Here is a 19,797-nt window from a genome sequence, read left to right as displayed (position 1 = left end):
CGACATACGGCCATGGCATTGTCATGCTGCGGCGCACAAACTATGTGCCCTCATGGTCCCTCCTACCTGTCGCGAGATTTTCCCATGGGTTCCCTGTCTTCGAAGAATGCGCTCGTCACCGGCTCGACCAGCGGCATCGGCCTTGCAATCGCCCGCGCCTTTGCGGCGGAAGGCGCCAACGTCACCATCAACGGCCTGGGCGACGCCGCGGCGATCGAGCAGGAGCGGGCCGGCATCGAGAAGGATTTCGGCGTCAAGTGCCGCTACTCTGGCGCCAACATGATGGACGGCGCCGCCGTCACCGCCATGATTCACGAGGCCGAGGAAGCGTTCGGCAGCCTCGACATCCTGGTCAACAATGCCGGCATCCAGCATGTCGCGCCGATCGAGGAATTTCCCGACGACAAGTGGGAAGCCATCATCCGCATCAACCTTTTGGCCGCTTTCTATGCGATCAAGGCGGTGGTGCCCGGCATGAAGAGCCGCAAATGGGGCCGCATCATCAACACGGCTTCCGCGCATGCCCTGGTCGCCTCGCCGTTCAAGTCGGCCTATGTCTCGGCCAAGCACGGCATTGCCGGCCTGACCAAGACGGTGGCGCTGGAAGTGGCGCAGGATGGGATCACCGTGAACGCGATCGCTCCCGGCTATGTCTGGACGCCGCTGGTCGAGAAGCAGATCCCCGACACGATGAAGGCGCGCGGCATGACCGAGGAACAGGTCAAGCACGACGTGCTGCTGGCGGCGCAGCCGACCAAGGAGTTCGTCACCGTCGAGGAGCTTGCCGCGCTGACGCTCTTCCTGTGCTCGGATGCCGCCAGGCAGATGACCGGCACGACCCTGCCGATGGATGGCGGCTGGACTGCGCAGTAAGGGCGAATGCCGTTTCAGGGAAAGGTCGGGGCGGAGTTCCCGTCTTCCCCGGCAATTTGAATTCTTGACAATCGTGGGGGAGCGTTCCAGCATCGCGGCCAAGGGGTTCCCCGCGACGACCCCGTGAGGCGTCAGCCCAACGATCGCGTCCAAACTCTCTTTTTTCAGGAGGTGGACGCCATGCCGTCAACTACCGCAATTACCGTTCCGCAGCTTTCCCGTCTCGTCGGCCTGCCGGATGCGCCGGTCCTCATCGACGTGCGCATCGATGAGGATTATGAAGCCGATCCGCGGCTGCTGCCGACTTCCCGCCGGCGCGATTTCAGGACCGTCTCGACCTGGGCGGCCGAGTTTTCCGGATGCAAAGTCGTCGTGATCTGCCAAAGAGGGCAGAAGCTCTCCCAAGGTGTTGCCGCCTGGCTGCGCCACGGAGGCATCTCGGCGGAGTCGCTGGAAGGCGGCTTCGAGGCGTGGGCCGCCGCCAAGGCGCCGTTGGTCACGGCCGGGGCGATCCCGCCCCGCGACGAGCAGGGCCGCACCGTATGGGTCACGCGTTCCCGGCCGAAGGTCGACCGTATCGCCTGTCCCTGGCTGATCCGCCGCTTCGTCGATCCCGATGCGGTGTTCCTGTTCGTCGATCCGGCCGAGGTGCCTCTGGTGGCTGATCGCTTCGCCGCAGTTCCCTTCGACATCGAAGGCGTGTTCTGGAGCCATCGTGGCGATCGCTGCAGCTTCGACACGATGATCGAGGAATTCGGCCTGCGCATCGATGCGCTCGATCGCCTGGCGCTGATCGTGCGCGGAGCCGATACGGCGCGCCTCGACCTCGTGCCGCAGGCGGCCGGGTTCCTCGCCGCCTCGCTCGGCCTGTCGCGCATGTTCCGCGACGATCTCGAGCAACTCGAAGCCGGCATGCTCCTCTACGACGCCTTCTTCCGCTGGTGCCGCGACGCGGCGGAAGAGACGCACAACTGGCCCGTCGCAGGCAAGGCGCAATGACCGCGCTTGCCAAGGACGGCGCCGCGCGGCCGTCCGAGGTCCCGGCCATGCCGAGCTTCCGCGAGGCGACGCGGCTCTGGGCCAAGATCGGGCTGCTGTCCTTCGGCGGGCCGGCCGGACAGATCGCGCTGATGCACAAGGAGCTGGTCGAGGAGCGCCGCTGGATCGGGGAGGAGCGTTTTCTGCACGCGCTCAACTACTGCATGCTCCTCCCCGGTCCCGAGGCGCAGCAGCTTGCCATCTATGTCGGCTGGCTGCTGCACCGGACGGCGGGCGGCCTCGTCGCCGGCATCCTGTTCGTGCTGCCCGGCGCGTTGGTAATGCTGGGCTTGAGCAGCTTCTACATGCTCTACAATGACGCTCCGGTCGTCGAGGCGCTGTTCTTCGGCGTCAAGGCGGCGGTGCTGGCCGTCGTCGTCGAGGCGGTGATCCGCATCGGCAAGCGGGCGCTGAAGAACCGTGCCATGGTGGCGATCGCGGTGGCGGCCTTCCTGGCCATCTATGTCGCCAGGCTGCCGTTCCCGCTGATCGTGCTCGCGGCAGGCCTCATCGGCTGGATCGGCAATCGTTTTGCTCCGGGGGTGTTTTCCGGCTCGGCGCACGGCAAGGGCCGCGCAACTGCCGACAGCCATGGTGTGGTGGATATGATGTTCGAACGCGGCGAGCTCGGCCACACCGTGCCGACGCGGTGGCATGCGGTCCGCACGATCGCCATCTGGCTGCCACTCTGGCTCGGACCGGTGGCGCTGATCGCCGTGCTGGCGGGGCCGGGGAGCGTGTGGGCGCAGATCGGCGGCTTCTTCAGCCTGATGGCCGTCGTCACCTTCGGCGGCGCCTATGCGGTTCTAGCCTATGTCGCGCAGGCGGCGGTGACCTCGTTCGGCTGGCTTTCGCCCGGCCAGATGGTGGACGGGCTCGGGCTTGCCGAGACGACGCCCGGGCCGCTGATCCTGGTGCTGCAGTTCGTCGGCTTTGCCGCAGCCTACCGCCATGCAGGCTTTGCCAACCCGCTGTTGGCCGGATCGCTCGGGTCGGTGCTGACGCTCTGGGCCACCTTCGCGCCCTGCTTCTTCTGGATCTTCCTCGGCGCGCCCTACATCGAGCAGTTGCGGCAGAACAAGGCGCTGGCAGCGGCGCTCGGCGCGATCACCGCGGCGGTGGTCGGCGTGATCATGAACCTTGCGCTGTGGTTCGCGCTGCATGTCGTCTTCGGTCAGGTCGGAAAAGTCGGCTGGGGCGTCGAGGTTCCAGTCCTGTCCTCGCTCGACTGGCGCGCCGCGCTGCTGTCGGCGGCGGCGATGGTCGCGATGCTAAGGCTGAAGCTCGGCATGCTGCCGACACTGGCGGGATCGGCGCTGGCGGGGCTCGCATTGCTGGCGCTGTGAGGTCGCCCGACAAGCCCGTTATATCAGCGTGAACGAAAAAAGCCGATCGCCGGGAATAAACGGCGGAGTTAGCTGGTCTCCAAGGCATGCGCCACGTGCGCGCAACAGCAGGAGACCACCATGAAACGGCATGAAGACAGAAGCGCAAGGGCCGACGAGGGCGAAGGGCTCAACTGCCGTCGTCCTTTGGAGCGCTGCAGCTGGACACACCTGTTCTGGGCGATACCGCCCGGTCGCCGATCCTGATCGGTGCCGATCGCAACAATCGAGATCCACGACCATGACGGCGAGCATCTCATTGCAGCCAGCGATGCGCGGTCCTGTTCCGAGGCGCCGTTCTCTTCCAATGTGCTTGACTCCGGTGACACCAATGCCTTCTCCTCCCCCGAAGCAGGTGCAATCGCCTGCAGTCGCGATCTTCACCCGCACGAGCAGGGACAGGTCCGCGCCACCTGCCGCGGGTGGCCGCAAGCCCCTGGCGGGAGCGCCTGACGGTGGAACGGTGTTGAGCGAAAAGATGTTGGCCGCGCGTTTTGCCGAGGTGGTGCTGCCGCATCTCGGCGATGCGCTGTCGCTGGCCCGCTGGCTGACCGGCAACACCGTCGACGCCGAGGATGTGGTGCAGGAGGCCTGCCTCAAGGCGCATGCGGGCATTGCCGGGTTCGCTGGGGGAAACCCCCGCGCGTGGCTGCTCACCATCGTGCGCAACGCCTCCTATACGTGGATGGCGCGCAACCGTCCGCGCAGCGTGGTGGCCGTCGGCGACCTCGCCGATCTCGACGACGTGTCGCCGCCGCCCGACCACGACGACGACAGCCCGGAGGCGGCGCTGATCGCCAAGGCGAATTCGGCGGCGGTGGAAGCAGCGATCGCAAGACTGCCGCAAGCGTTCCGCGAAACGCTTGTGCTGCGCGACATAAACGGTCTCAGCTATCGCGAGATCGCCGCCATGCTCGGTGTGCCGCAAGGCACTGTGATGTCGCGGCTGGCACGGGCCCGAGGCCTCTTGATGACGGAACTTGGAGGGCGCCACCATGAGCCCGCATGAAAATCGCCCGCGTGAGGATGGATTGCCGAAAGACCCGCAGGATATGAAGCTGATGATCCACGCCGTTGTCGATGGCGAGCTCGATGCCGCAGCCGCCCTGGCGGTCGAGCGCCGCATGGCCGCCGATCCCGACCTTGCCGCCGAGCATGCGCGGCTGTTGGCGCTGCGCGGCGCTGTCGCCAACGTGCCGCGCCCGACCGTCAGCGACGATTTCCTGGCGCGCATCGCGGCCATCGCCGAGGTTAAAGGCGCCGAGGAAGCTGCCCAACCCACGGCCGCCAAGGCAGAGTCGTCCGCGCAGCAACAGCAGCAAGGCAAGGTCGTTGAGATGCGGCCGCGCGCTTCGGCGCGCCGGTTCAACTCCTTCGACTGGCGCCAGATGGCGGCCTCGATCGTGCTGACGGCGTTTCTCGCCAGCGGCGCGACGCAGTGGCTGACGACAGCGGACAATGGGTCCGACAGCTTCGCGGTCGCTGTCGCCAACGGCCATCGCCGCAGCCTGCTCGCGGCGACGCCGGTCGACATCGTCTCGTCCGACCGCCATACGGTGAAGCCATGGCTCGACGGCCGCATCGGCGTCTCGCCGGCGGCGCCCGACATGGCCAAGGACGGCTACGCGCTGCTTGGCGGGCGCGTCGAGGTCATCGGCGACAGGCCGGTGCCGGCGCTGGTCTATCGCCATCATGAGCATCTGATCACGCTGGTGGCCGCACCCCGGCAGAACGAGGCCAAATCGGTGCCGGTGGCGGATGATCTGTCGGCGGGCGGCTTCCTGCTGGTCCACTGGACCGACGACGCCTTTTCCTACTGGGCGATCTCGGATGCCGAACGCCCCGCGCTCGACGATTTCGTCGCCCGCTTCCGGGCCGCCGTCATCGCCAATCCGGCGGCCGGCAGCCCGGGGTGAATTACTCCACCATGAACCTCGAGCTGAACGGAAGGCTTGCGGCTCCGACAGCCTTGGGCGAGCGCTCGATGTTGCCGGCAATGGCGGTTGTGCCAGGCATGGCCTGCTCCAGCTCCCGGCAAATCGCCTTGCAGACCGCCTGCGGCGCATAAGAGGACAGGACGACCGAAGCCACCGGAACGAACGGCTTCAATGCGGCTATCGACGACTTCATCTGCTCCAGCAGATCGCGTTGCCATGCAATCTCGGCATCGCCGAACGAAGGCCAGTCCGCGCCCCGCTCCCACAGTTCGGAGGGGGAATTGCCTTTTTTCCGGATCTCCTCCTCCAGGCGCAGGATGCCGACGTCAAAGCTCACCGCGGCAGTGGTGTTGTAGATCTGATGGTTGAGGACCAGGCGGCTGTGCAGGCGCGCGCCGAGATAGAAGAAAAGGTAGTCCGAAAGATGCTTTGCGACGCCGAACATGCTTTCGCCGCCGGCTGCAGCGGTGATGTCGTTCTGGACGTAGACGGGATAGCCGATCTCCCTCTCGACTTCCTCCTGCAGGGCGTCGAACCGCTCGCGGGCCGCTTTCGGCGTCAGCTCGAGTTCCGCTTCGTCGCCGGGCAAGGCAAGACCGATACCGGCAATGCGTGAGTGGAGGTGCTGAGGCAGATTGGCGATGGCCTTGGCGACAGCGCTCATGAACTGCGGATGGTTGGTGTCCTGGGCGGCCGTAGAGAACGGCAGCACCGTGCGTGAGCGGATCGAGCCGACAAAGTCGACGAGCACGACCTCCACCTGCCGGTGGCCGACGCTGATGCCGACGGAATAGGCGCCTTCAGGATTGAGCGAAATGGGCACGGTCGGCGGCCCGACACGGCCACGCTGGGCCTCGCCCTTGGCGATCAACCCTTCCTGCTCGAGCGAGCGCACGATAACGGACACCGTCTGCGCCGACAGGCCGGTCCGCGCGCCGATCTCGAGGCGGGTGATGTCCTTGCTCTGGAGCAGCAGCGACAGCACCAGGCGCTCATTGTAGCCGCGCACGCTGACGGCGTTGAGGCCGCTGGCGCGGTCCGCGATGCGCAGCGGATTGGGAGGCGCAAAGCGCATGTCAGGCATGGTGCGTCCTTCCGCGACCGGTCGCGGGAGTTATGCCGCGGTCACTTCTCATCCGGCCACCCGATTGCTTCAACTTCGCGGGCCAGCGCGCTGCCCAGCAACGCATGCGCTCGCCCGTTGATGTGGAACCCGTCCAGCGGGTCGCAGGTGACAACCGAACCCGCGTCGAAGAAATGCACTTCGAGTGAATCGGCGATGATCTCGAATTCGAGCGCCAGTTGCCGTGACTTCTCCGGCGCACTGGCGAAGATCGACCGCCATTCCTTGATGTCGTCCAGCATCGGCGGCGGCGAAACGATCATGATCTCGGGCACGCTGCCGCCCGGACCGGGCTTCAACTCCTTGATGTCGTAGACAAGGCAGCCCATGGCCATAGCGACTTCCGAGGCCGGCTGGTTGAAGCGAGCTTTGAGATCGTTGGTGCCCAGCATGATGATGACGAGATCGAGAACGGCATGGCTCTGCAGGCAGGGCCTGAGATATGTGCGCCCGTTCTTGTGGGCTCCCTCGATCGGATCATCGCGCACCGTCGTGCGGCCGCTCAGGCCTTCCTCGATGACATGCCAGCCCGGGCCCAGCTCCCTTGCCATGACGCCGGGCCAGCGTTCAGCCGGACCGTAGCGCTCAAGCGGCGTGCCGCCTGGTATTTGCCCATGCGTGTTGGAGTCGCCGTAGCACAAGACCGATCGCATGCTCCTCCCCGATCCAGCCAAGGTTCTGATTTGCAGAGGTTTATCGGACGAGTGTCGCTCGTCCGCCAGTGCCGCAACCCTGCCATCTGGCGGAAAGGTAGCGCAAGCCGCAAAGATAATCCATCACTCTGAATAATTATTGACAGCCGGTCGGATCGATGCTTGAAAAGGGCCTGGGAGGAATGCCCCGAACCATTTGCGCCGACCGTCTGCCATGATCCATGGCGGCGACACTGGACCTGTGTCTCCGGCGGCCGTGCGCGCGGGTTGAGCAATAAGCTGAAGCAATGCCGGGATCGTCCGGCAGGTGCGGCGTTTGGCCATGGCCGACCGCCGATGGGGAAGTCGTGACCCTGGCATCCAGGGTCCGTGGAGCTTGAGAAGGAGGATGGCTCAGTGAGACGGATTATCAAATCAATCGCAGCGGCAGTGATCGCGACCACGATGTGGTGCGCTCCCTCGTTTGCAGATGAGGTATCGCTGCTTGACGGGGTTACCGCCCGCGCAGGCGACAACCCGACGGTCGAGGCTGCGAAGTTCAAGAAGGATTCGCCCTGGGTCATCGGCATGAGCCATTTCGGCGTCAACGCGAACACCTGGACAGTGCAGGTCGCGCATGAAGCCGAGGCGGCCGCCGCCAAGGACAAGCGCATCAGCAAATTCATCCTGCTCGATGCCGGCTTCGACCAGAAGAAGCAGGTCGCCGACATCGAGGACCTGATAGCCCAGAAGGTCGACGCCATCATCGTCCAGCCGGTCACCTCCACTTCGGCGGATGCCAGCATCGCCAAGGCAGTCGCGGCAGGCATCCCGGTCATCGTGCACACGGGCCGCATCGAATCCGACGCCTTCACCACCGAGATCCAGGGCGGCGCCGAGCATTTCGGCAAGGTGATGGGCGACTTCCTGGTCAAGGAGCTCGGCGGCAAGGGCAATATCTGGGTGCTGCGCGGGCTTGCCGGTCACCCGGAGGACACCAACCGCTACAATGGCCTGCTGCAGGCGCTGAAGGGGACCGATGTCAAGATCATCGCCGAGGAGCATGGCGACTGGCAGTACGACAAGGCCAAGAAGCTCTGCGAGACGCTCTACCTTAACAATCCCGAGGTCGACGGCATCTGGTCTTCTGGCGCCGACATGACGCGCGCGTGCGTCGACGTCTTCAAGCAGTTCGGCGCCAAGATCCCGCCGATCACGGGCGAGGGCAACAACGGCTTCTTCGGCCAGTGGATCGCCGACGGCTTCAAGTCGATCTCGGCGGAATACAGCCCGGCGCAGGGCGCCGCCGGCATCCGCGCCGCCGTGGCCCTGCTCGAAGGCAAGGAGTTGAAGAAGCACTACGACTACAACCCGCCCGGCTGGGATCTCGAGAAGGTCAAGAAATACTATCGCGATGATCTCTCGGCCAATGTCTGGTGGCCGTCGGAGCTGCCCGAAGACAAGCTCAAGGAGTTCTACGCCAAGAAGTAAAGGGTGGCGTCACGGTGGCGCGGGCAGCGGCGACGCGGGGCCCGCGCCACGGAATTCCCCTGGATGCAGCGGTGCTTGTTTCGTGAAAACCCTTGTCGAAATGTCCGATATCCGGAAGGCGTTCGCCGGCACGGCGGCGCTGAAGGGCGTCTCGATCGCGCTCCAATCCGGCTCCGTCCATGCGCTGATGGGCGAGAACGGCGCCGGCAAATCGACGCTGATGAAGATACTCGCCGGCGTCCACCAGCCGGACGGCGGCGCCATCCTGCGCGACGGGCGTCAGGTGGCCTTTCACAGGCCGAAGGACGCGCTGCAAGCCGGCATCTCGACCGTATTCCAGGAATTGTCGCTGCTGCCCAACCTGACGATCGCCGAAAACATGTTTCTCGGCCGTGAGCCGACCACCGCTTTTGGCGGGGTCGATCATCGGCGTATGCGGCGCGAGGCGGGCAAGGCGCTTGCCGAACTCGGCCTCGCGCTCGATCCCGGCACGCTCATTTCGAGGCTCAGCATCGCCGAGCGGCAATTCGTCGAGATCGCGCACGGCATCATGACCGACGCCAGCGTGTTCATCCTCGACGAGCCGACGGCGGCGCTGAACGCCGCCGATGTCGAAGTTCTGAACCGCCACATCCGCAGGCTGAAGGATGAGGGCAAGGCGGTGGTCTACATTTCGCACCGCATGGACGAGATCTTCGCCATCTGCGACACAGTCACGGTTCTCAAGGATGGCGAACTCGTCGGCACCAGGCCGGTCGCCGAGATGACGCCGGCGGCGTTGATCGCGATGATGGTCGGCCGCGAGCTCACCGATCTCTTCCCGCAACGCGGCGACGCCCCCGGCCCCGCTATGCTTTCGGTCGAGGATTTCCGCGTCACCGAGCGCTCCAGACCGTTCTCGTTGTCGCTGCGCCGCGGCGAGATTGTCGCGCTGGCCGGCCTGGAAGGGCAGGGCCAGCAACGCTTCGTGCGCTCGCTGGTCGGCCAATACCATCCCTTCGCCGGCCGAGTGACAATCAAGGACAGGTCGCTGCCATTGCCGGTGTCGCCTGGCGGCGGGGTGCGCCGGTTGCAGGCGATGGGCGTCGGCTTCGTGCCGGAGGATCGCAAGGAGGACGGGCTTTTCCTCGGCCTCTCCGTCGCGCACAACATAGCCGCCGCACTCCATTCGAAACGGTCGGAACTGGCGCTGGCCGCGAGCTATCACCGGCGGATCGCCGACACTATGTCGAGCCTTGCCGTGAAAGCCAGCGGTCCTGGCGCTGCCGTCGGCACGCTGTCGGGCGGCAACCAGCAGAAGGTGCTGCTCGGCCGCTACCTCGCCGCCGACATCGACATCCTTCTCGTCGAGGAGCCAACGCGCGGCGTCGATATCGGCGCAAAGTCCGAGATCTACCGGCTGCTGCGCGACTTTGCGCGGAAGGGCGGCGCGGTGCTGGTGCTGTCGCGCGAGACGGTCGAGCTGATCGGACTCTGCGACCGCATCTGCGTCGTCCACAACGACACGATCGTGAAGGAAATGCCGGCGGCCGACGCCACGGAGCACAACATTCTCGACGCGGCGCTCAGCGCCAACGGGACGGCGAGGACCATCAATGACAGCCATTAGCAGACGCCTGACAGGCGCGAGAGGATCCAGACAGGGCATGTGGTTGCTGCCCTTGCTGATTACCGTGGCGATCGCGCTTTGGCTAAGCCTCCAGACGAAGCAGTTCCTCTATGGGGAAAACCTGCTCAACCTGGTGCCGCAGGCGATGCCGCTCGTCATCACGGCGGTCGGCCAGATGTTCGTCATCCTGCTCGGCGGCCTCGATCTTTCGGTTGGCTCGATGATCAGCTTCACCACGGCAGTGCTCGCCCTCGGCGGACCCGCCTGGGTGCTGATCCCGACCGTGTTCGTGCTGGCCGGGCTGGTCGGTGTCACCAACGGCTTCATCATCACCCGCTTCAACGTGCATCCGATCATCGCGACGCTGTCGATGCAGTATATTCTGCTTGGCGTCACGCGGGTGTTGCGGCCAGTTTCGGGCGGCACGGTGCCGGATGTCGTCATCAGTGCCGTCGCCGGCTCCTTCCTCGGGGTACCCATGCCGGTGTTCTGGGGAATATTTACCATCCTGGTTGCCTGGAAGCTGGTCTACGGCTCGCGCTTCGGGCTGCACCTTTTCGCGATCGGCGGCGGCGTGTCGTCCGGCGTGGAGGATGCGGCGCATAATTTAGGCATAGCCGACCGGCGCAACATCGTTCTTGCCTATGTGATCTGCGCCTGCTTCGCGGCGCTTGCCGGCATCTTCCTCGCCGGGCGCATCGTCTCGGGCGACCCGAATGTCGGACTGCTCTTCGAACTCGACGCGATCACCGCCGTCGCCATCGGCGGCACCCAGCTTTCCGGCGGCATCGGCAGCCTGCACGGGACCGTCATCGGCGCACTCGTCATGGCGCTGCTCGCCAACGGCATGAACCTGACGAACGTGTCGCCATTCATCCAGACCACCATCAAGGGGGCGATCCTGCTCCTGGTGGTCGCCTTGCAATCGCGCAAGAAAATGGGGTTGTAAGTGCCTGCCGCGCTCGCCATTCCCGTCATGCGCCGCCTGCTGCGCATCCCGCCGGCCTACTACGTCTTTGCCGTGCTGCTGCTGATTCTGTGGGTCGCGCGGCCGAATATGCTCAATCTCAACGTCATGGGCATATTCGTGCGCCAGATCGTGCCGCTCGGCATATTGGTGCTCGGCCAGCTTCTGGTGATGCGGGTGCGAAGCATCGACCTGTCGGGCGGGGGCGTCATCCTGCTCATCAATTACACCATCTCGTCCGGTGTCTTTCCCGGTGCCTCGATGATTTTCTTGATTGTCCTGGCACTGGCCACCGGCCTCGCCGTCGGCCTCTTCAACGGCCTGATGGTCGGGGTCAGGCGGGCCTCGGCCGTCATCGTCACGCTCGCGGTCGGCATCGTGCTGGTCGGGTTCGTGCAATACCTGTCGAGCGGCAAGCCGCCTGGCGATGTGCCCGGCATGTTCGGCGATATCTACAACACGAAGCTTGGTCCGGTGCCCACGCCCGTGATCTTCTGGGTGGTGGTTTCGGCAGCGCTGTCGCTGTTCCTGTCCCGGACGGTCTTCGGCCGCTACGTGACGTCGGTCGGCGAGAACGTGCAGGCGGCGCATTTCTCCGGCGTCCCGGTCGCCCGCACCGTGGTGCTTGCGCACACGCTGGCGGGCCTGCTCGCGGGTGTTTCGGCGCTGGTCCAGACGGCCTCGATCGCCGTCGGCAGCGTCAGGGTCGGTCTCGACCTGCCGATCCTGGCGGTCGCAGCAACCATCCTTGGCGGCGTCGTTTTCGGCCGCGGGGAAGGCGGCGTCTGGGGACCGTTCTTCGGCGTGCTCTCGTTCGCACTGCTGTTCGTCGTGATGACGACCTTCGGCGTGGACGAGCCCGGCAAGCTGATTGCGCAGGGGCTCATCATCCTGCTCGCCGCAATCTTCTACGGCGTCAGGAGCAGGTCGAGCTGAGGGTGGCAAGTTCGGAACGGCCAATAGTCAATCGCGTACGGAAATGGATTGGAGACATGAGCAAAAGATCGATTTTGTGTTTTGGAGATTCGCTGACCTGGGGCTGGATTCCGGTCATCGAGGGATCGCCGACGCATCGCTATGCCTATCAGGACCGCTGGACGGGTGTGATGGCCTCGCATCTTGGCGACGGCTGCCATGTGATCGAGGAAGGTCTGAGCGCCCGCACCACCAGCCTCGACGACCCCAACGATCCGCGCCTCAACGGCAGCGCCTACCTGCCCTCGGCCATCGCCAGCCACCTGCCGCTCGACTTGGTCATCGTGATGCTCGGCACCAACGACACCAAGTCGTTCTTCCGCCGCACGCCCTACGAGATCGCCAACGGCATGGCCAAGCTCGTCGGCCAGATACTCACCAGCGCCGGTGGTGTAGGCACTCCCTATCCGGCCCCGCAGGCGTTGGTGATCGCGCCGCCGCCCCTGACCCCGATGCCGCATCCCTTCTTTCAGGGCATGTTCGCCGGCGGCCATGAGAAGACGGCTGCGCTCGCGGCTGAATATCGCGCCATGGCCGACTTCACGAAGGTCGATTTCCTCAATGCCGGGGATTTCATCACCACCGACGGCTGCGACGGTATCCACTTCACCGCGCAGAACAACCGCGACCTCGGCAAGGCGATAGCGGCCAAGGTCCAGGAGATCTTCGCGCGCCAACCCGATCGCAAAGTTGCCTGAGGGTTCGAGTTTCAAAGCGCATCGGCCCCTCCAGACCGATGCGCCGATTGCGGGACCGGCGCGGCACCGTCGGCCCGCAACTTTTTCCACTGGCTTGCTGGAAGACGTGGCGATCCCGACAGGAATCGAACCTGTGACCTACAGATTAGGAATTTGTCAGACGGCCTTTCCCATCGCATTGCAGATTTCTTCGACCAGCATTGCGGCCGAAACCGAGCCCGGGTCGGGATGGCCCAACGAACGCTCGCCGAGACGCGCGGCGCGGCCGATGGTTGCGATCATGTCGCGCGTCGCTTCCGCGCCCTGGCGGGCAGCGGCGGCTATGGCGTCGGCATCCTGGCCATCGACTGCCGCGTCCGCGGCCGGAGCCCAAGCGTCGAGCATCGTCTTCTGGCCGGGTTCCGCCTTGCCGCGCTGGGCGATGCCGTCGCGGATTGCCGCAATAACGGTCCGCAACTCGCTGCGCGGCATCGATCCGCTCGGACCTGCGGCCTTGCCGGCGCGCAGAAGGGCGGTCGCGTAGAGTGGTCCGGAGGAGGCGCCGACTGCGTTGAGAAAGCCTTTGGCGGCGGCATTGAACACATCCTGCAGCGTGCCTTCGGCGGTTTGGGCCGCATCGGCTGCGGCCTTCATGCCTTGCTCCATGGCGATGCCGTGATCGGCGTCCCCGATCACCCCGTCAAGCGCGCAGAGCCTGTCGCGCTCGGTGGCCATCCGCGCGGAGAAGGCTCGAAAAAGGGCTTTCAAATCCCCGGTCGTGAACTCCATTGGGCTCAGCTCCGGAACATGGCGCAGTCGCACGGATGGTCGATCATACGCTGCAATTCGTCATCGAGATGCATGATGGTGATCGAGGCGCCGGCCATGTCGAGCGACGTGCAATAAGGGCCGACCAGAGTCTTGTGGACGACCAGTCCCGCAGCCTTCAGGCGCTCCGCGATCCGGGCATTCAGGATGTAGAGTTCCATCAGCGGCGTCGCGCCGAGCGAGTTGACCAGCACCGCGACACGATCGCCGGCCGGCGCCTTCATTTCCGCCAGGATCGCGTCCATGATCTCGTCGGCGACATCGTTGGCCGAACGCAATGGCCCGCGCCGCACGCCCGGCTCGCCATGGATGCCCATGCCGATCTCCATCTCGCCGACGGGGAGATCGAAGCTCGGACGCCGCGTCTGCGGCAGGGAACAGGACGAGAGCGCCACCCCCATGGTGAAGGTGCGGTCGTTGGCGTGACGGGCGATCCGCTCCACCTCTCCCAGCGGCATCATCATGTCGGCGGCCGCCCCCGCGGCCTTGAAGATGAACACGTTGCCGGCCACGCCGCGGCGCTTTTGCCGCTGGTTGCGCGGCGCCGACGCGATGTCGTCGGTGGTCAGCACCGTGCGCGCCTCGACGCCTTCCATCTCCAAAAGCTCGGCGGCCATGTCGAAGTTCATCACATCGCCGGCATAATTGCCGTACATGAACAGAACGCCGGCGCCGCCACTCGCGGCCATCGCCGCGTCGACCGCCGGCTGCGGCGGGGGCGAGGCGAAGACGTTGCCGATCGCGGCGGCATCCGCCAGGCCCTTGCCGACATAGCCGAGGAACGTCGGCTCATGGCCTGAACCGCCGCCAACTACCAAAGCCACCTTGCCGGTCCGCGGACCATGCCTGGCGACGATCGCACGCGGCGCGTTGTCCGGGCGCCAAAGATGCTCGGGATGCGCGGCCAGGATGCCGGCCAGCATTTCGTCGACCGCCGCATTGCCGTCATTGATCAGCTTCTGCGTCAGGCTCATTCGCATCTCCCCTGCATGGTCTTCGACCGCAAGACTAGAGCGTTTCGCGGCTGCGTGGAATCGTTCTTATTCTGGTCCAGCCAAGGTCGCGAAGCGAGATGTATCGAAGGTTCAGCGAACGTTGTACTTGGCGTCGACTTGATCGATGGCGGCGACATTGCCAGCCGACCGTCCCTTCGGATCGAACGTCTCCTTGAGGAAGGCATCGGCGATCGCCTTCGCCAGCTCAGGCCCGATCACCCGCGCGCCCATGGTGATGATTTGGGCATTGTTCGACAGCGCGGCACGCTCGGCGGAGTAGGTGTCGTGCGTTAGCGCCGCGCGGATGCCCGGCACCTTGTTGGCCGAGATGCAGACGCCGATCCCCGTGCCGCAGATCAGAATAGCACGGTCATACTTGCCGGCCAGCACATCGCTCGCGACCCGATCGGACAGATTGGCGTAGAACGGGTCGGGCCCGGTTTCGGTGTGCGACACTTCCGACACCTCGTGCCTGTCCTTTAAATGATCGGCCAGAACCCGGGCCAGGCCTTCGCCGGCACTGTCCCCTGCAACCGCGAGCTTCATGAACGTCTCCTCATAGTTTGGCGACGCATCTGGACAGGATGTCGAGGTAGCCCTCCACCTGCCAGGCGGCGCGTCCGATGAACAACCCGTCGATATGCGGGCATGCGATGAGTTCGGCGCAATTGTCCTGGTTGACCGAACCGCCATAGAGGCAAGGGACGCGGTGGCCGAGCACGTCCTGGGCGGCAGCGATGATCTCCGCCTGGCGGGCGTCGGCGTAGTCCGAGGTTGCCGGAATGCCGTTGACGCCGATCGCCCAGACCGGCTCGTAGGCAAGCAGGATCGGCGCGCGCTTCTGCGCGGGGCCAAGTTTGGAAAGCGCGCCGCGCACCTGCCGGTCGAGAACGTCGCGGGCGAGGCCGGCCTCGCGCTCGGCCAGCGTCTCGCCGATGCAGATCAAGGGGACCAGGCCGTGGCGCAAGGCGGCTTCCGTCTTGAGGCCCACGGTTTCGTCGGTTTCGCCGAAATGCTCGCGGCGTTCGGAATGGCCGAGCTCGACGATATCCAGATCGCAATCCTTCAGCATCACCGGCGAAATCTCGCCGGTCCAGGCGCCGTCGTCGGCCCAATGCATGGTCTGCGCTCCGACCTTGACGGATGTATCCTTCAGCATCGCCTTGACCTCTCGCGCCGCCGTGAAGGGGGGGATGACGAAGCGCTGGATGCGCGGGTCGCCTTCCGGGTCGGCGAGCAGCCCGCTGGCGAAGGCGAGCGCCTCCGCCAGCGTCTTGTTCATCTTCCAGCTTGTGCCGATCCAGACTTGAGGCGTCTGTGTCATCGATCAGTCTCCTGGCGAACCGAATGCGGATGAGTGCGGCATGGTGCTGTCAATCGCCAAGGCCGTCACGGATGGCCGAGAAATAGCGATCGGTTCCGACCTGCCCGCCCTTAAGCGCCACCTCCAGCCCGTCGATCGCCCCTATGCTCGAATGGGCGACGCACAGCGGCGAGCCGGGCGATGCCGGCAGCGGCATTCTCACCGTCAGCGCGTCGACGCCCATCTGGCCGAGCGCGTGGCTCGACGTGTCGCCGCCGGCGATGATCACACGCTTCAACTCCTGCTCCACGGCCAGTGCGCGCAGCAGTTCGCCCAAGCCGCGGCCGAGCTTGTGGCGGGCGCCTTCCTGGCGATCGATCTCGTCGCCGCGATCGGCGGCGGGGCCAAGCGCCGTGTAAAGGATCACGCTGCGCCCCGCTTCGAGGCTGGCGTTGCCGGCTGCCGTCGCGCGTGCGATGGCCTTGTCGGAATGCTCAGAGACCAGTTCGACCGGATCGACCTCGATGCCGTCGAAGCCGTCGGTCATCGCATGGCGGATCTGCCGCTCCGTCGTCGGCGAGCAACTGCCCGACACCACCGCGATGCGGTCGGCTGCTCCCGGCGGCGGGAAGCTGCCCTCGCTGCCCGGAGCGGTATCGCCAGCCCATTCGGAAAGCAGCGCATATTCGATGCCGGAGGAACCGACGACGAAGTGCCCGCCCGGCTTTCTGGTGCGCCATATTTCCTTGCCGGCAAGCGCCTGCGTCTCGCGGCTGTCGACATCGACAAGCACGATGCTGCTGTCTCCGAGAAGGCGGTCCATGGCGTCCGATCGGGATGGCGATTGCAGCGTTGCCAGGTCGAGCAGTCCCGTGGTCAGTTTCGTTTGGCGTGACAGATGCACAAGCAGGTCAGATTCATCCATCGGCGTCGCCGGGTGGCGGCTCATCACCGGGTGGCGGTCGATGCGGTAGTATCTGTCGCGATAGGCGGCGAAGAGGTGGCCGAATGCGGTGTAGCGCTTGAGCTGCGGCGCGCCGACCACCAGCGGCACGCAGTCCTGCGCGAACACCGCGCGGCCGACCTCGATCGCCCGGCCGATGCTGCCGATCGTCGGGCTGGAATCGAAGGTCGAGCAGACCTTGTAGTGGCAAATCTCAGCGCGAAGCGACTTCAACCAGGTGAAAGCCGCTTCGAGATGCGTGTCCATCCATCGCGGGGACTCGCTGCGGCTGGTGCCGGCGAGCCCGACGGCACGGCAATGCGCGAAGCGCGCCATCAGTCCGGCATCCGGCTTGCGCATGAAAAGTACTGTCGGCACGCCGCCGAGTTCCAGCGCTTCCATGACGTCGGTCGAGCCGGTGAGGTCGTCGCCATAATAGCTGAGGAGCAGGTCCCGCACGCTCAGGCCGCCTTGCCGTCGGCGAACTTCTCGATCGAGCGCGCCAGCTCGACATGGCTCTTGGCAAAGTCCTCGAGCGGAATACCCTCGACCGCCGCCTGCCAGGCCTGTTGCACGGCGCGCACGCCGGCGCCCGGCCCGTCCGGGTGGCTGACGATGCCGCCGCCGCAGAGATAGAGGAGGTCGACAGTCCGGCCTGTGCGTTCGTATGTCTCGGGCGCCTGTCCGCCCCACTGGCCGGAGCCCGCCACCGGCAGGGCGCAATCGTCGGGCGAAAACAAAGGCGTCGTCACCGCCTCGAAGGAGCGGATGAAGGAGTCGTCCGGTTCCCAGTATTTCGAGGCGATGCCGTTGATCTGGAACTGGTCGACGCCGAGCAGCCGCCAGAACTGCTGCCAGACCCTGAAATCCATGCCGAGGCCCGGATGGCGGGTGAGGATGTCCCAGCCGTTGCGATGCGCGTGCAGCACCAGGCCGGAACGCTTCCTGAGGTAAGCCATGCCGCCGAAGCCGATGGAGTTGATGTTGACCACCGCGCAATTGCCGCCGGCTTCAAGCACCAGATCGTGGTTGCGCATCATCTCGTCGGGATCGGCGTGCGAGATGCCGAAGGCATACATTACCTTCTTGCCGGTTTTCTGCTCATGGTCGAGGATCAGCGGCATGATCGCCTTCACCCGTTCCGATAGCGGCGAATAGGCCGGGCTCATCAGCTTCTCGTCGTCCTTAATGAAGTCGACGCCGGCCTCAATCAACTCGCCCACCATCTCGGCCGTCTCATGCGGCCTCAAACCCAGCGCCGGCTTGACGATGGTGCCGATGATCGGACGGCCCTCGACGCCGGTCAGCCTGCGGCTGCCGGCGACGCCGAATTGCGGGCCGGGATGGGAGCCCCTGAATTCCTCGGGCAGCTTCATGTCGATGACGCGGATGCCGGACAGTCCCCTGATCGAATAGGTGCCGCCGATCGCAATCGTCATCAGCGCCGCGAGATCGGTGCCGATCGCGTCGAACGGAAAAGCGATGTCGACATCGGCGCGCTTGAAGGGACCGCCGCCGGCTTCGGGTATCGAAGGTTGCGCCGCGTCCGGCAAAGGCCGGATCGCCAGCACGCGCGCTGCCACCCGTGCCTTCAACTCCTCGGTCTCGCCGGGCAATGCGACGAAGGTGCCGGTCGACTGGTCGCTGGCGATCTTGGCCGCCAGCACCTCGATGCTCCCCGGGGTCTCGATGCGATAGGTGAGGGTGATCATGGCCGGCCAGACTCAGTCGAAAGTCAGGAAAAGAATTCCCTGCGCTCGAAATCTGGTATAATGAGTACATAAGCATTGCAAGCAATATCCTGCCCGGCGGAGACGCCATGCGACAGGCGACGGGCATTCCGGAAATTGCGGCCGCGGTGATAGGTTGGGACTGGGTCAAGGGAGTGATTCGCGACGATGAACCGTTCGGAACCGATCGTCCGGCGCAAGCTTTCCGACGAAGTCTTTGTCAGGCTGAAGCGCCTGATCACCAGCGGCGAATTGCAGCCTGGCGACGACATGCCGTCCGAGCGCGAGCTGATGGAGCGCTTCGAAGTCGGCCGGCCGGCAATCCGCGAGGCGATGCAGGCGTTGAGCAACATGGGTCTCGTCGCCATCTCGCATGGCGAACGCGCCAAGGTGCTGCAGCTCACCGCCAAGTCGATCATCAAGCAGGTCGACGGTGCCGCCAAGATCATCCTGTCGTCGTCGAAGGACACGCTCGAACACCTGAAGAGCGCGCGCATCTTCTTCGAGCGCGGCATGGTCAAGGAAGCCGCGGAGAAGGCGACGCCCGACGACGTGCAGCGGCTCAGGGCAACCGTCGCCGAGCAACGAGCGGCGCGTGGCGATGCCGAGGCGTTCATCTCCGCCGACATGCGCTTCCACACCCAGATCGCGGCGATTTCAGGCAATCCGATCTATGTCGCGGTCAGCGAGGCGATGCTTGGCTGGCTGAAGGAATATCACACCGAGATGCTGATCTGGACCGGCAAGGAAAAGTTCACCCTGACCGAGCACGAGGAGATCATCGGCTGCATCGAGAAGAAAGACGCCGAAGGCGCCGAGAAGGCGATGATCAAGCACCTCGAACGCTCGCGCGCCCTCTATGTGATGAACTCCGGAAAGTAGCTTCGTTCAGATCAGGATGACGTTTCGTTGAATCGCCGTCCTGATCGAGCTTTTTGTTGGAGCATGATCTTCTCCGAAAACCGGTTCCCACTTTTCGGGATCATGCTACCTAAAGCGCGTCGCGCTGAAACGGATTCCACGGTACACGACTCAGGCGTTTTTTGAGCTGATCATCGATCTTCGGGGTGCTTTTTCGAGCCACGCGTGGGCGGCTGCTTTGGGGCAGTTGACGATCCAGTCTCTGAGTGCGTCGAGACCGATGCGGAACCAGGATTTTTCGCGGCGGCCGTGGCTTTTGCGGGGTATGGCCTTCATGCCCATGGTTTGGGTGGCGCATCGGTAGGCCCATGTGATGGCGAGCATCACGATGACGATGAGGCTTGCGAGCTTCTCGGGATTGGTGATGTGG

General features: G+C 65.0%; 19 protein-coding genes and 1 pseudogene. 11 read left to right on the top strand and 9 right to left on the bottom strand.

All coding sequences use genetic code 11. The features are described 5' to 3' along the window. Positions 1 to 84: 84 nt before the first annotated feature. The 5 genes from YU3_RS0112360 (at position 85) to YU3_RS0112340 (ending at position 5,212) form a co-directional block, all read left to right on the top strand. A complete protein-coding gene (locus YU3_RS0112360; protein WP_027166546.1) occupies positions 85 to 873 on the top strand; it encodes a 3-hydroxybutyrate dehydrogenase in 789 nt (262 codons plus the stop codon). 180 nt (positions 874 to 1,053) lie between these two features. Next, the gene (locus YU3_RS0112355) at positions 1,054 to 1,872 is read left to right on the top strand and encodes a chromate resistance protein ChrB domain-containing protein (protein ID WP_027166545.1); all 819 of its coding nucleotides are present in this window, start codon (positions 1,054 to 1,056) and stop codon (positions 1,870 to 1,872) included. After that, positions 1,869 to 3,257, top strand: a complete 1,389-nt coding sequence (gene chrA / locus YU3_RS0112350) for a chromate efflux transporter (RefSeq protein ID WP_027166544.1) — start codon at positions 1,869 to 1,871, stop codon at positions 3,255 to 3,257. Before YU3_RS0112355 ends, chrA begins: the two co-directional genes overlap by 4 nt. A gap of 505 nt (positions 3,258 to 3,762) precedes the next feature. Then, positions 3,763 to 4,305: a sigma-70 family RNA polymerase sigma factor gene (locus YU3_RS0112345; RefSeq protein WP_036258355.1), complete on the top strand. Its 543-nt coding sequence runs from the start codon at positions 3,763 to 3,765 to the stop codon at positions 4,303 to 4,305. After that, positions 4,292 to 5,212, top strand: a complete 921-nt coding sequence (locus YU3_RS0112340; protein WP_027166542.1) for an anti-sigma factor — start codon at positions 4,292 to 4,294, stop codon at positions 5,210 to 5,212. Before YU3_RS0112345 ends, YU3_RS0112340 begins: the two co-directional genes overlap by 14 nt. Position 5,213: 1 nt before the next feature. Here YU3_RS0112340 and YU3_RS0112335 read toward each other — a convergent pair whose 3' ends face one another. Next, entirely contained in the window at positions 5,214 to 6,317 is a 1,104-nt protein-coding gene (locus tag YU3_RS0112335) for an ROK family transcriptional regulator (protein WP_245273491.1), read from the bottom strand. Between the two features lie 41 nt (positions 6,318 to 6,358). Then, entirely contained in the window at positions 6,359 to 7,009 is a 651-nt protein-coding gene (locus YU3_RS0112330) for an SGNH/GDSL hydrolase family protein (protein ID WP_027166540.1), read from the bottom strand. 396 nt (positions 7,010 to 7,405) lie between these two features. Here YU3_RS0112330 and YU3_RS0112325 point away from each other — a divergent pair, with 396 nt between their 5' ends. From YU3_RS0112325 to YU3_RS0112305, 5 genes are all read left to right on the top strand, one after another. Next, on the top strand, positions 7,406 to 8,479 hold the full coding sequence (locus YU3_RS0112325; RefSeq protein ID WP_027166539.1) for an ABC transporter substrate-binding protein: 1,074 nt from the start codon (positions 7,406 to 7,408) through the stop codon (positions 8,477 to 8,479). Between the two features lie 82 nt (positions 8,480 to 8,561). Further along, a complete protein-coding gene (locus tag YU3_RS0112320) occupies positions 8,562 to 10,088 on the top strand; it encodes a sugar ABC transporter ATP-binding protein (RefSeq protein ID WP_027166538.1) in 1,527 nt (508 codons plus the stop codon). A gap of 37 nt (positions 10,089 to 10,125) precedes the next feature. Further along, positions 10,126 to 11,037 (top strand): ABC transporter permease, encoded by a 912-nt coding sequence (locus tag YU3_RS0112315; RefSeq protein ID WP_245273489.1) that lies wholly within the window; start codon positions 10,126 to 10,128, stop codon positions 11,035 to 11,037. A gap of 27 nt (positions 11,038 to 11,064) precedes the next feature. After that, entirely contained in the window at positions 11,065 to 11,991 is a 927-nt protein-coding gene (locus YU3_RS0112310; RefSeq protein ID WP_036258411.1) for an ABC transporter permease, read from the top strand. A 56-nt stretch (positions 11,992 to 12,047) separates the two neighbouring features. Beyond that, the gene (locus tag YU3_RS0112305; protein WP_027166535.1) at positions 12,048 to 12,728 is read left to right on the top strand and encodes an SGNH/GDSL hydrolase family protein; all 681 of its coding nucleotides are present in this window, start codon (positions 12,048 to 12,050) and stop codon (positions 12,726 to 12,728) included. 156 nt (positions 12,729 to 12,884) lie between these two features. Here the strand turns inward: YU3_RS0112305 and dhaL are convergent, their stop codons facing one another. From dhaL to oiaX, 6 genes are all read right to left on the bottom strand, one after another. Beyond that, on the bottom strand, positions 12,885 to 13,496 hold the full coding sequence (dhaL, locus tag YU3_RS0112300; protein ID WP_027166534.1) for a dihydroxyacetone kinase subunit DhaL: 612 nt from the start codon (positions 13,494 to 13,496) through the stop codon (positions 12,885 to 12,887). Positions 13,497 to 13,501: 5 nt separating this feature from the next. Further along, positions 13,502 to 14,509 (bottom strand): dihydroxyacetone kinase subunit DhaK, encoded by a 1,008-nt coding sequence (locus YU3_RS0112295; RefSeq protein WP_027166533.1) that lies wholly within the window; start codon positions 14,507 to 14,509, stop codon positions 13,502 to 13,504. 111 nt (positions 14,510 to 14,620) lie between these two features. Continuing rightward, complete coding sequence (locus YU3_RS0112290) at positions 14,621 to 15,076, bottom strand: RpiB/LacA/LacB family sugar-phosphate isomerase (protein ID WP_027166532.1); 456 nt, start codon at positions 15,074 to 15,076, stop codon at positions 14,621 to 14,623. A gap of 10 nt (positions 15,077 to 15,086) precedes the next feature. Further along, positions 15,087 to 15,854: a triose-phosphate isomerase gene (locus YU3_RS0112285; protein WP_027166531.1), complete on the bottom strand. Its 768-nt coding sequence runs from the start codon at positions 15,852 to 15,854 to the stop codon at positions 15,087 to 15,089. Positions 15,855 to 15,903: 49 nt separating this feature from the next. Next, positions 15,904 to 17,235 carry a four-carbon acid sugar kinase family protein gene (locus YU3_RS0112280; RefSeq protein WP_027166530.1) on the bottom strand — a complete coding sequence of 444 codons (1,332 nt, stop codon included), beginning with the start codon at positions 17,233 to 17,235 and terminating at the stop codon, positions 15,904 to 15,906. 2 nt (positions 17,236 to 17,237) lie between these two features. Beyond that, positions 17,238 to 18,488 carry a 3-oxo-isoapionate-4-phosphate decarboxylase OiaX gene (gene oiaX / locus YU3_RS0112275; protein WP_027166529.1) on the bottom strand — a complete coding sequence of 417 codons (1,251 nt, stop codon included), beginning with the start codon at positions 18,486 to 18,488 and terminating at the stop codon, positions 17,238 to 17,240. 186 nt (positions 18,489 to 18,674) lie between these two features. Between oiaX and YU3_RS0112270 the strand changes: the two genes are divergently transcribed. Next, on the top strand, positions 18,675 to 19,388 hold the full coding sequence (locus YU3_RS0112270; RefSeq protein ID WP_027166528.1) for a transcriptional regulator NanR: 714 nt from the start codon (positions 18,675 to 18,677) through the stop codon (positions 19,386 to 19,388). A 150-nt stretch (positions 19,389 to 19,538) separates the two neighbouring features. Here YU3_RS0112270 and YU3_RS41215 read toward each other — a convergent pair. Next, positions 19,539 to 19,797 (bottom strand): annotated as a pseudogene (locus tag YU3_RS41215) (hypothetical protein); the annotation flags it as partial.

The sequence above is a fragment of the Mesorhizobium sp. WSM3224 genome (genome assembly GCF_000427725.1).
Classification (GTDB): Bacteria; Pseudomonadota; Alphaproteobacteria; order Rhizobiales; family Rhizobiaceae; genus Mesorhizobium.
The sequence above is the reverse complement of the archived record's forward strand: the minus strand, read 5'-3'. Positions and strand labels throughout refer to the sequence as shown.

Bases quoted from the DNA above. Each gene is read 5' to 3' on its own strand.
- YU3_RS0112360 (WP_027166546.1), top strand. From the start codon at position 85: ATGGGTTCCCTGTCTTCGAAGAATGCGCTCGTCACCGGCTCGACCAGC.
- YU3_RS0112355 (WP_027166545.1), top strand. From the start codon at position 1,054: ATGCCGTCAACTACCGCAATTACCGTTCCGCAGCTTTCCCGTCTCGTC.
- chrA (WP_027166544.1), top strand. From the start codon at position 1,869: ATGACCGCGCTTGCCAAGGACGGCGCCGCGCGGCCGTCCGAGGTCCCG.
- YU3_RS0112340 (WP_027166542.1), top strand. From the start codon at position 4,292: ATGAGCCCGCATGAAAATCGCCCGCGTGAGGATGGATTGCCGAAAGAC.
- YU3_RS0112335 (WP_245273491.1), bottom strand. From the start codon at position 6,317: ATGCCTGACATGCGCTTTGCGCCTCCCAATCCGCTGCGCATCGCGGAC.
- YU3_RS0112330 (WP_027166540.1), bottom strand. From the start codon at position 7,009: ATGCGATCGGTCTTGTGCTACGGCGACTCCAACACGCATGGGCAAATA.
- YU3_RS0112315 (WP_245273489.1), top strand. From the start codon at position 10,126: ATGTGGTTGCTGCCCTTGCTGATTACCGTGGCGATCGCGCTTTGGCTA.
- YU3_RS0112310 (WP_036258411.1), top strand. From the start codon at position 11,065: ATGCGCCGCCTGCTGCGCATCCCGCCGGCCTACTACGTCTTTGCCGTG.
- YU3_RS0112305 (WP_027166535.1), top strand. From the start codon at position 12,048: ATGAGCAAAAGATCGATTTTGTGTTTTGGAGATTCGCTGACCTGGGGC.
- dhaL (WP_027166534.1), bottom strand. From the start codon at position 13,496: ATGGAGTTCACGACCGGGGATTTGAAAGCCCTTTTTCGAGCCTTCTCC.
- YU3_RS0112295 (WP_027166533.1), bottom strand. From the start codon at position 14,509: ATGAGCCTGACGCAGAAGCTGATCAATGACGGCAATGCGGCGGTCGAC.
- YU3_RS0112290 (WP_027166532.1), bottom strand. From the start codon at position 15,076: ATGAAGCTCGCGGTTGCAGGGGACAGTGCCGGCGAAGGCCTGGCCCGG.
- YU3_RS0112285 (WP_027166531.1), bottom strand. From the start codon at position 15,854: ATGACACAGACGCCTCAAGTCTGGATCGGCACAAGCTGGAAGATGAAC.
- oiaX (WP_027166529.1), bottom strand. From the start codon at position 18,488: ATGATCACCCTCACCTATCGCATCGAGACCCCGGGGAGCATCGAGGTG.
- YU3_RS0112270 (WP_027166528.1), top strand. From the start codon at position 18,675: ATGAACCGTTCGGAACCGATCGTCCGGCGCAAGCTTTCCGACGAAGTC.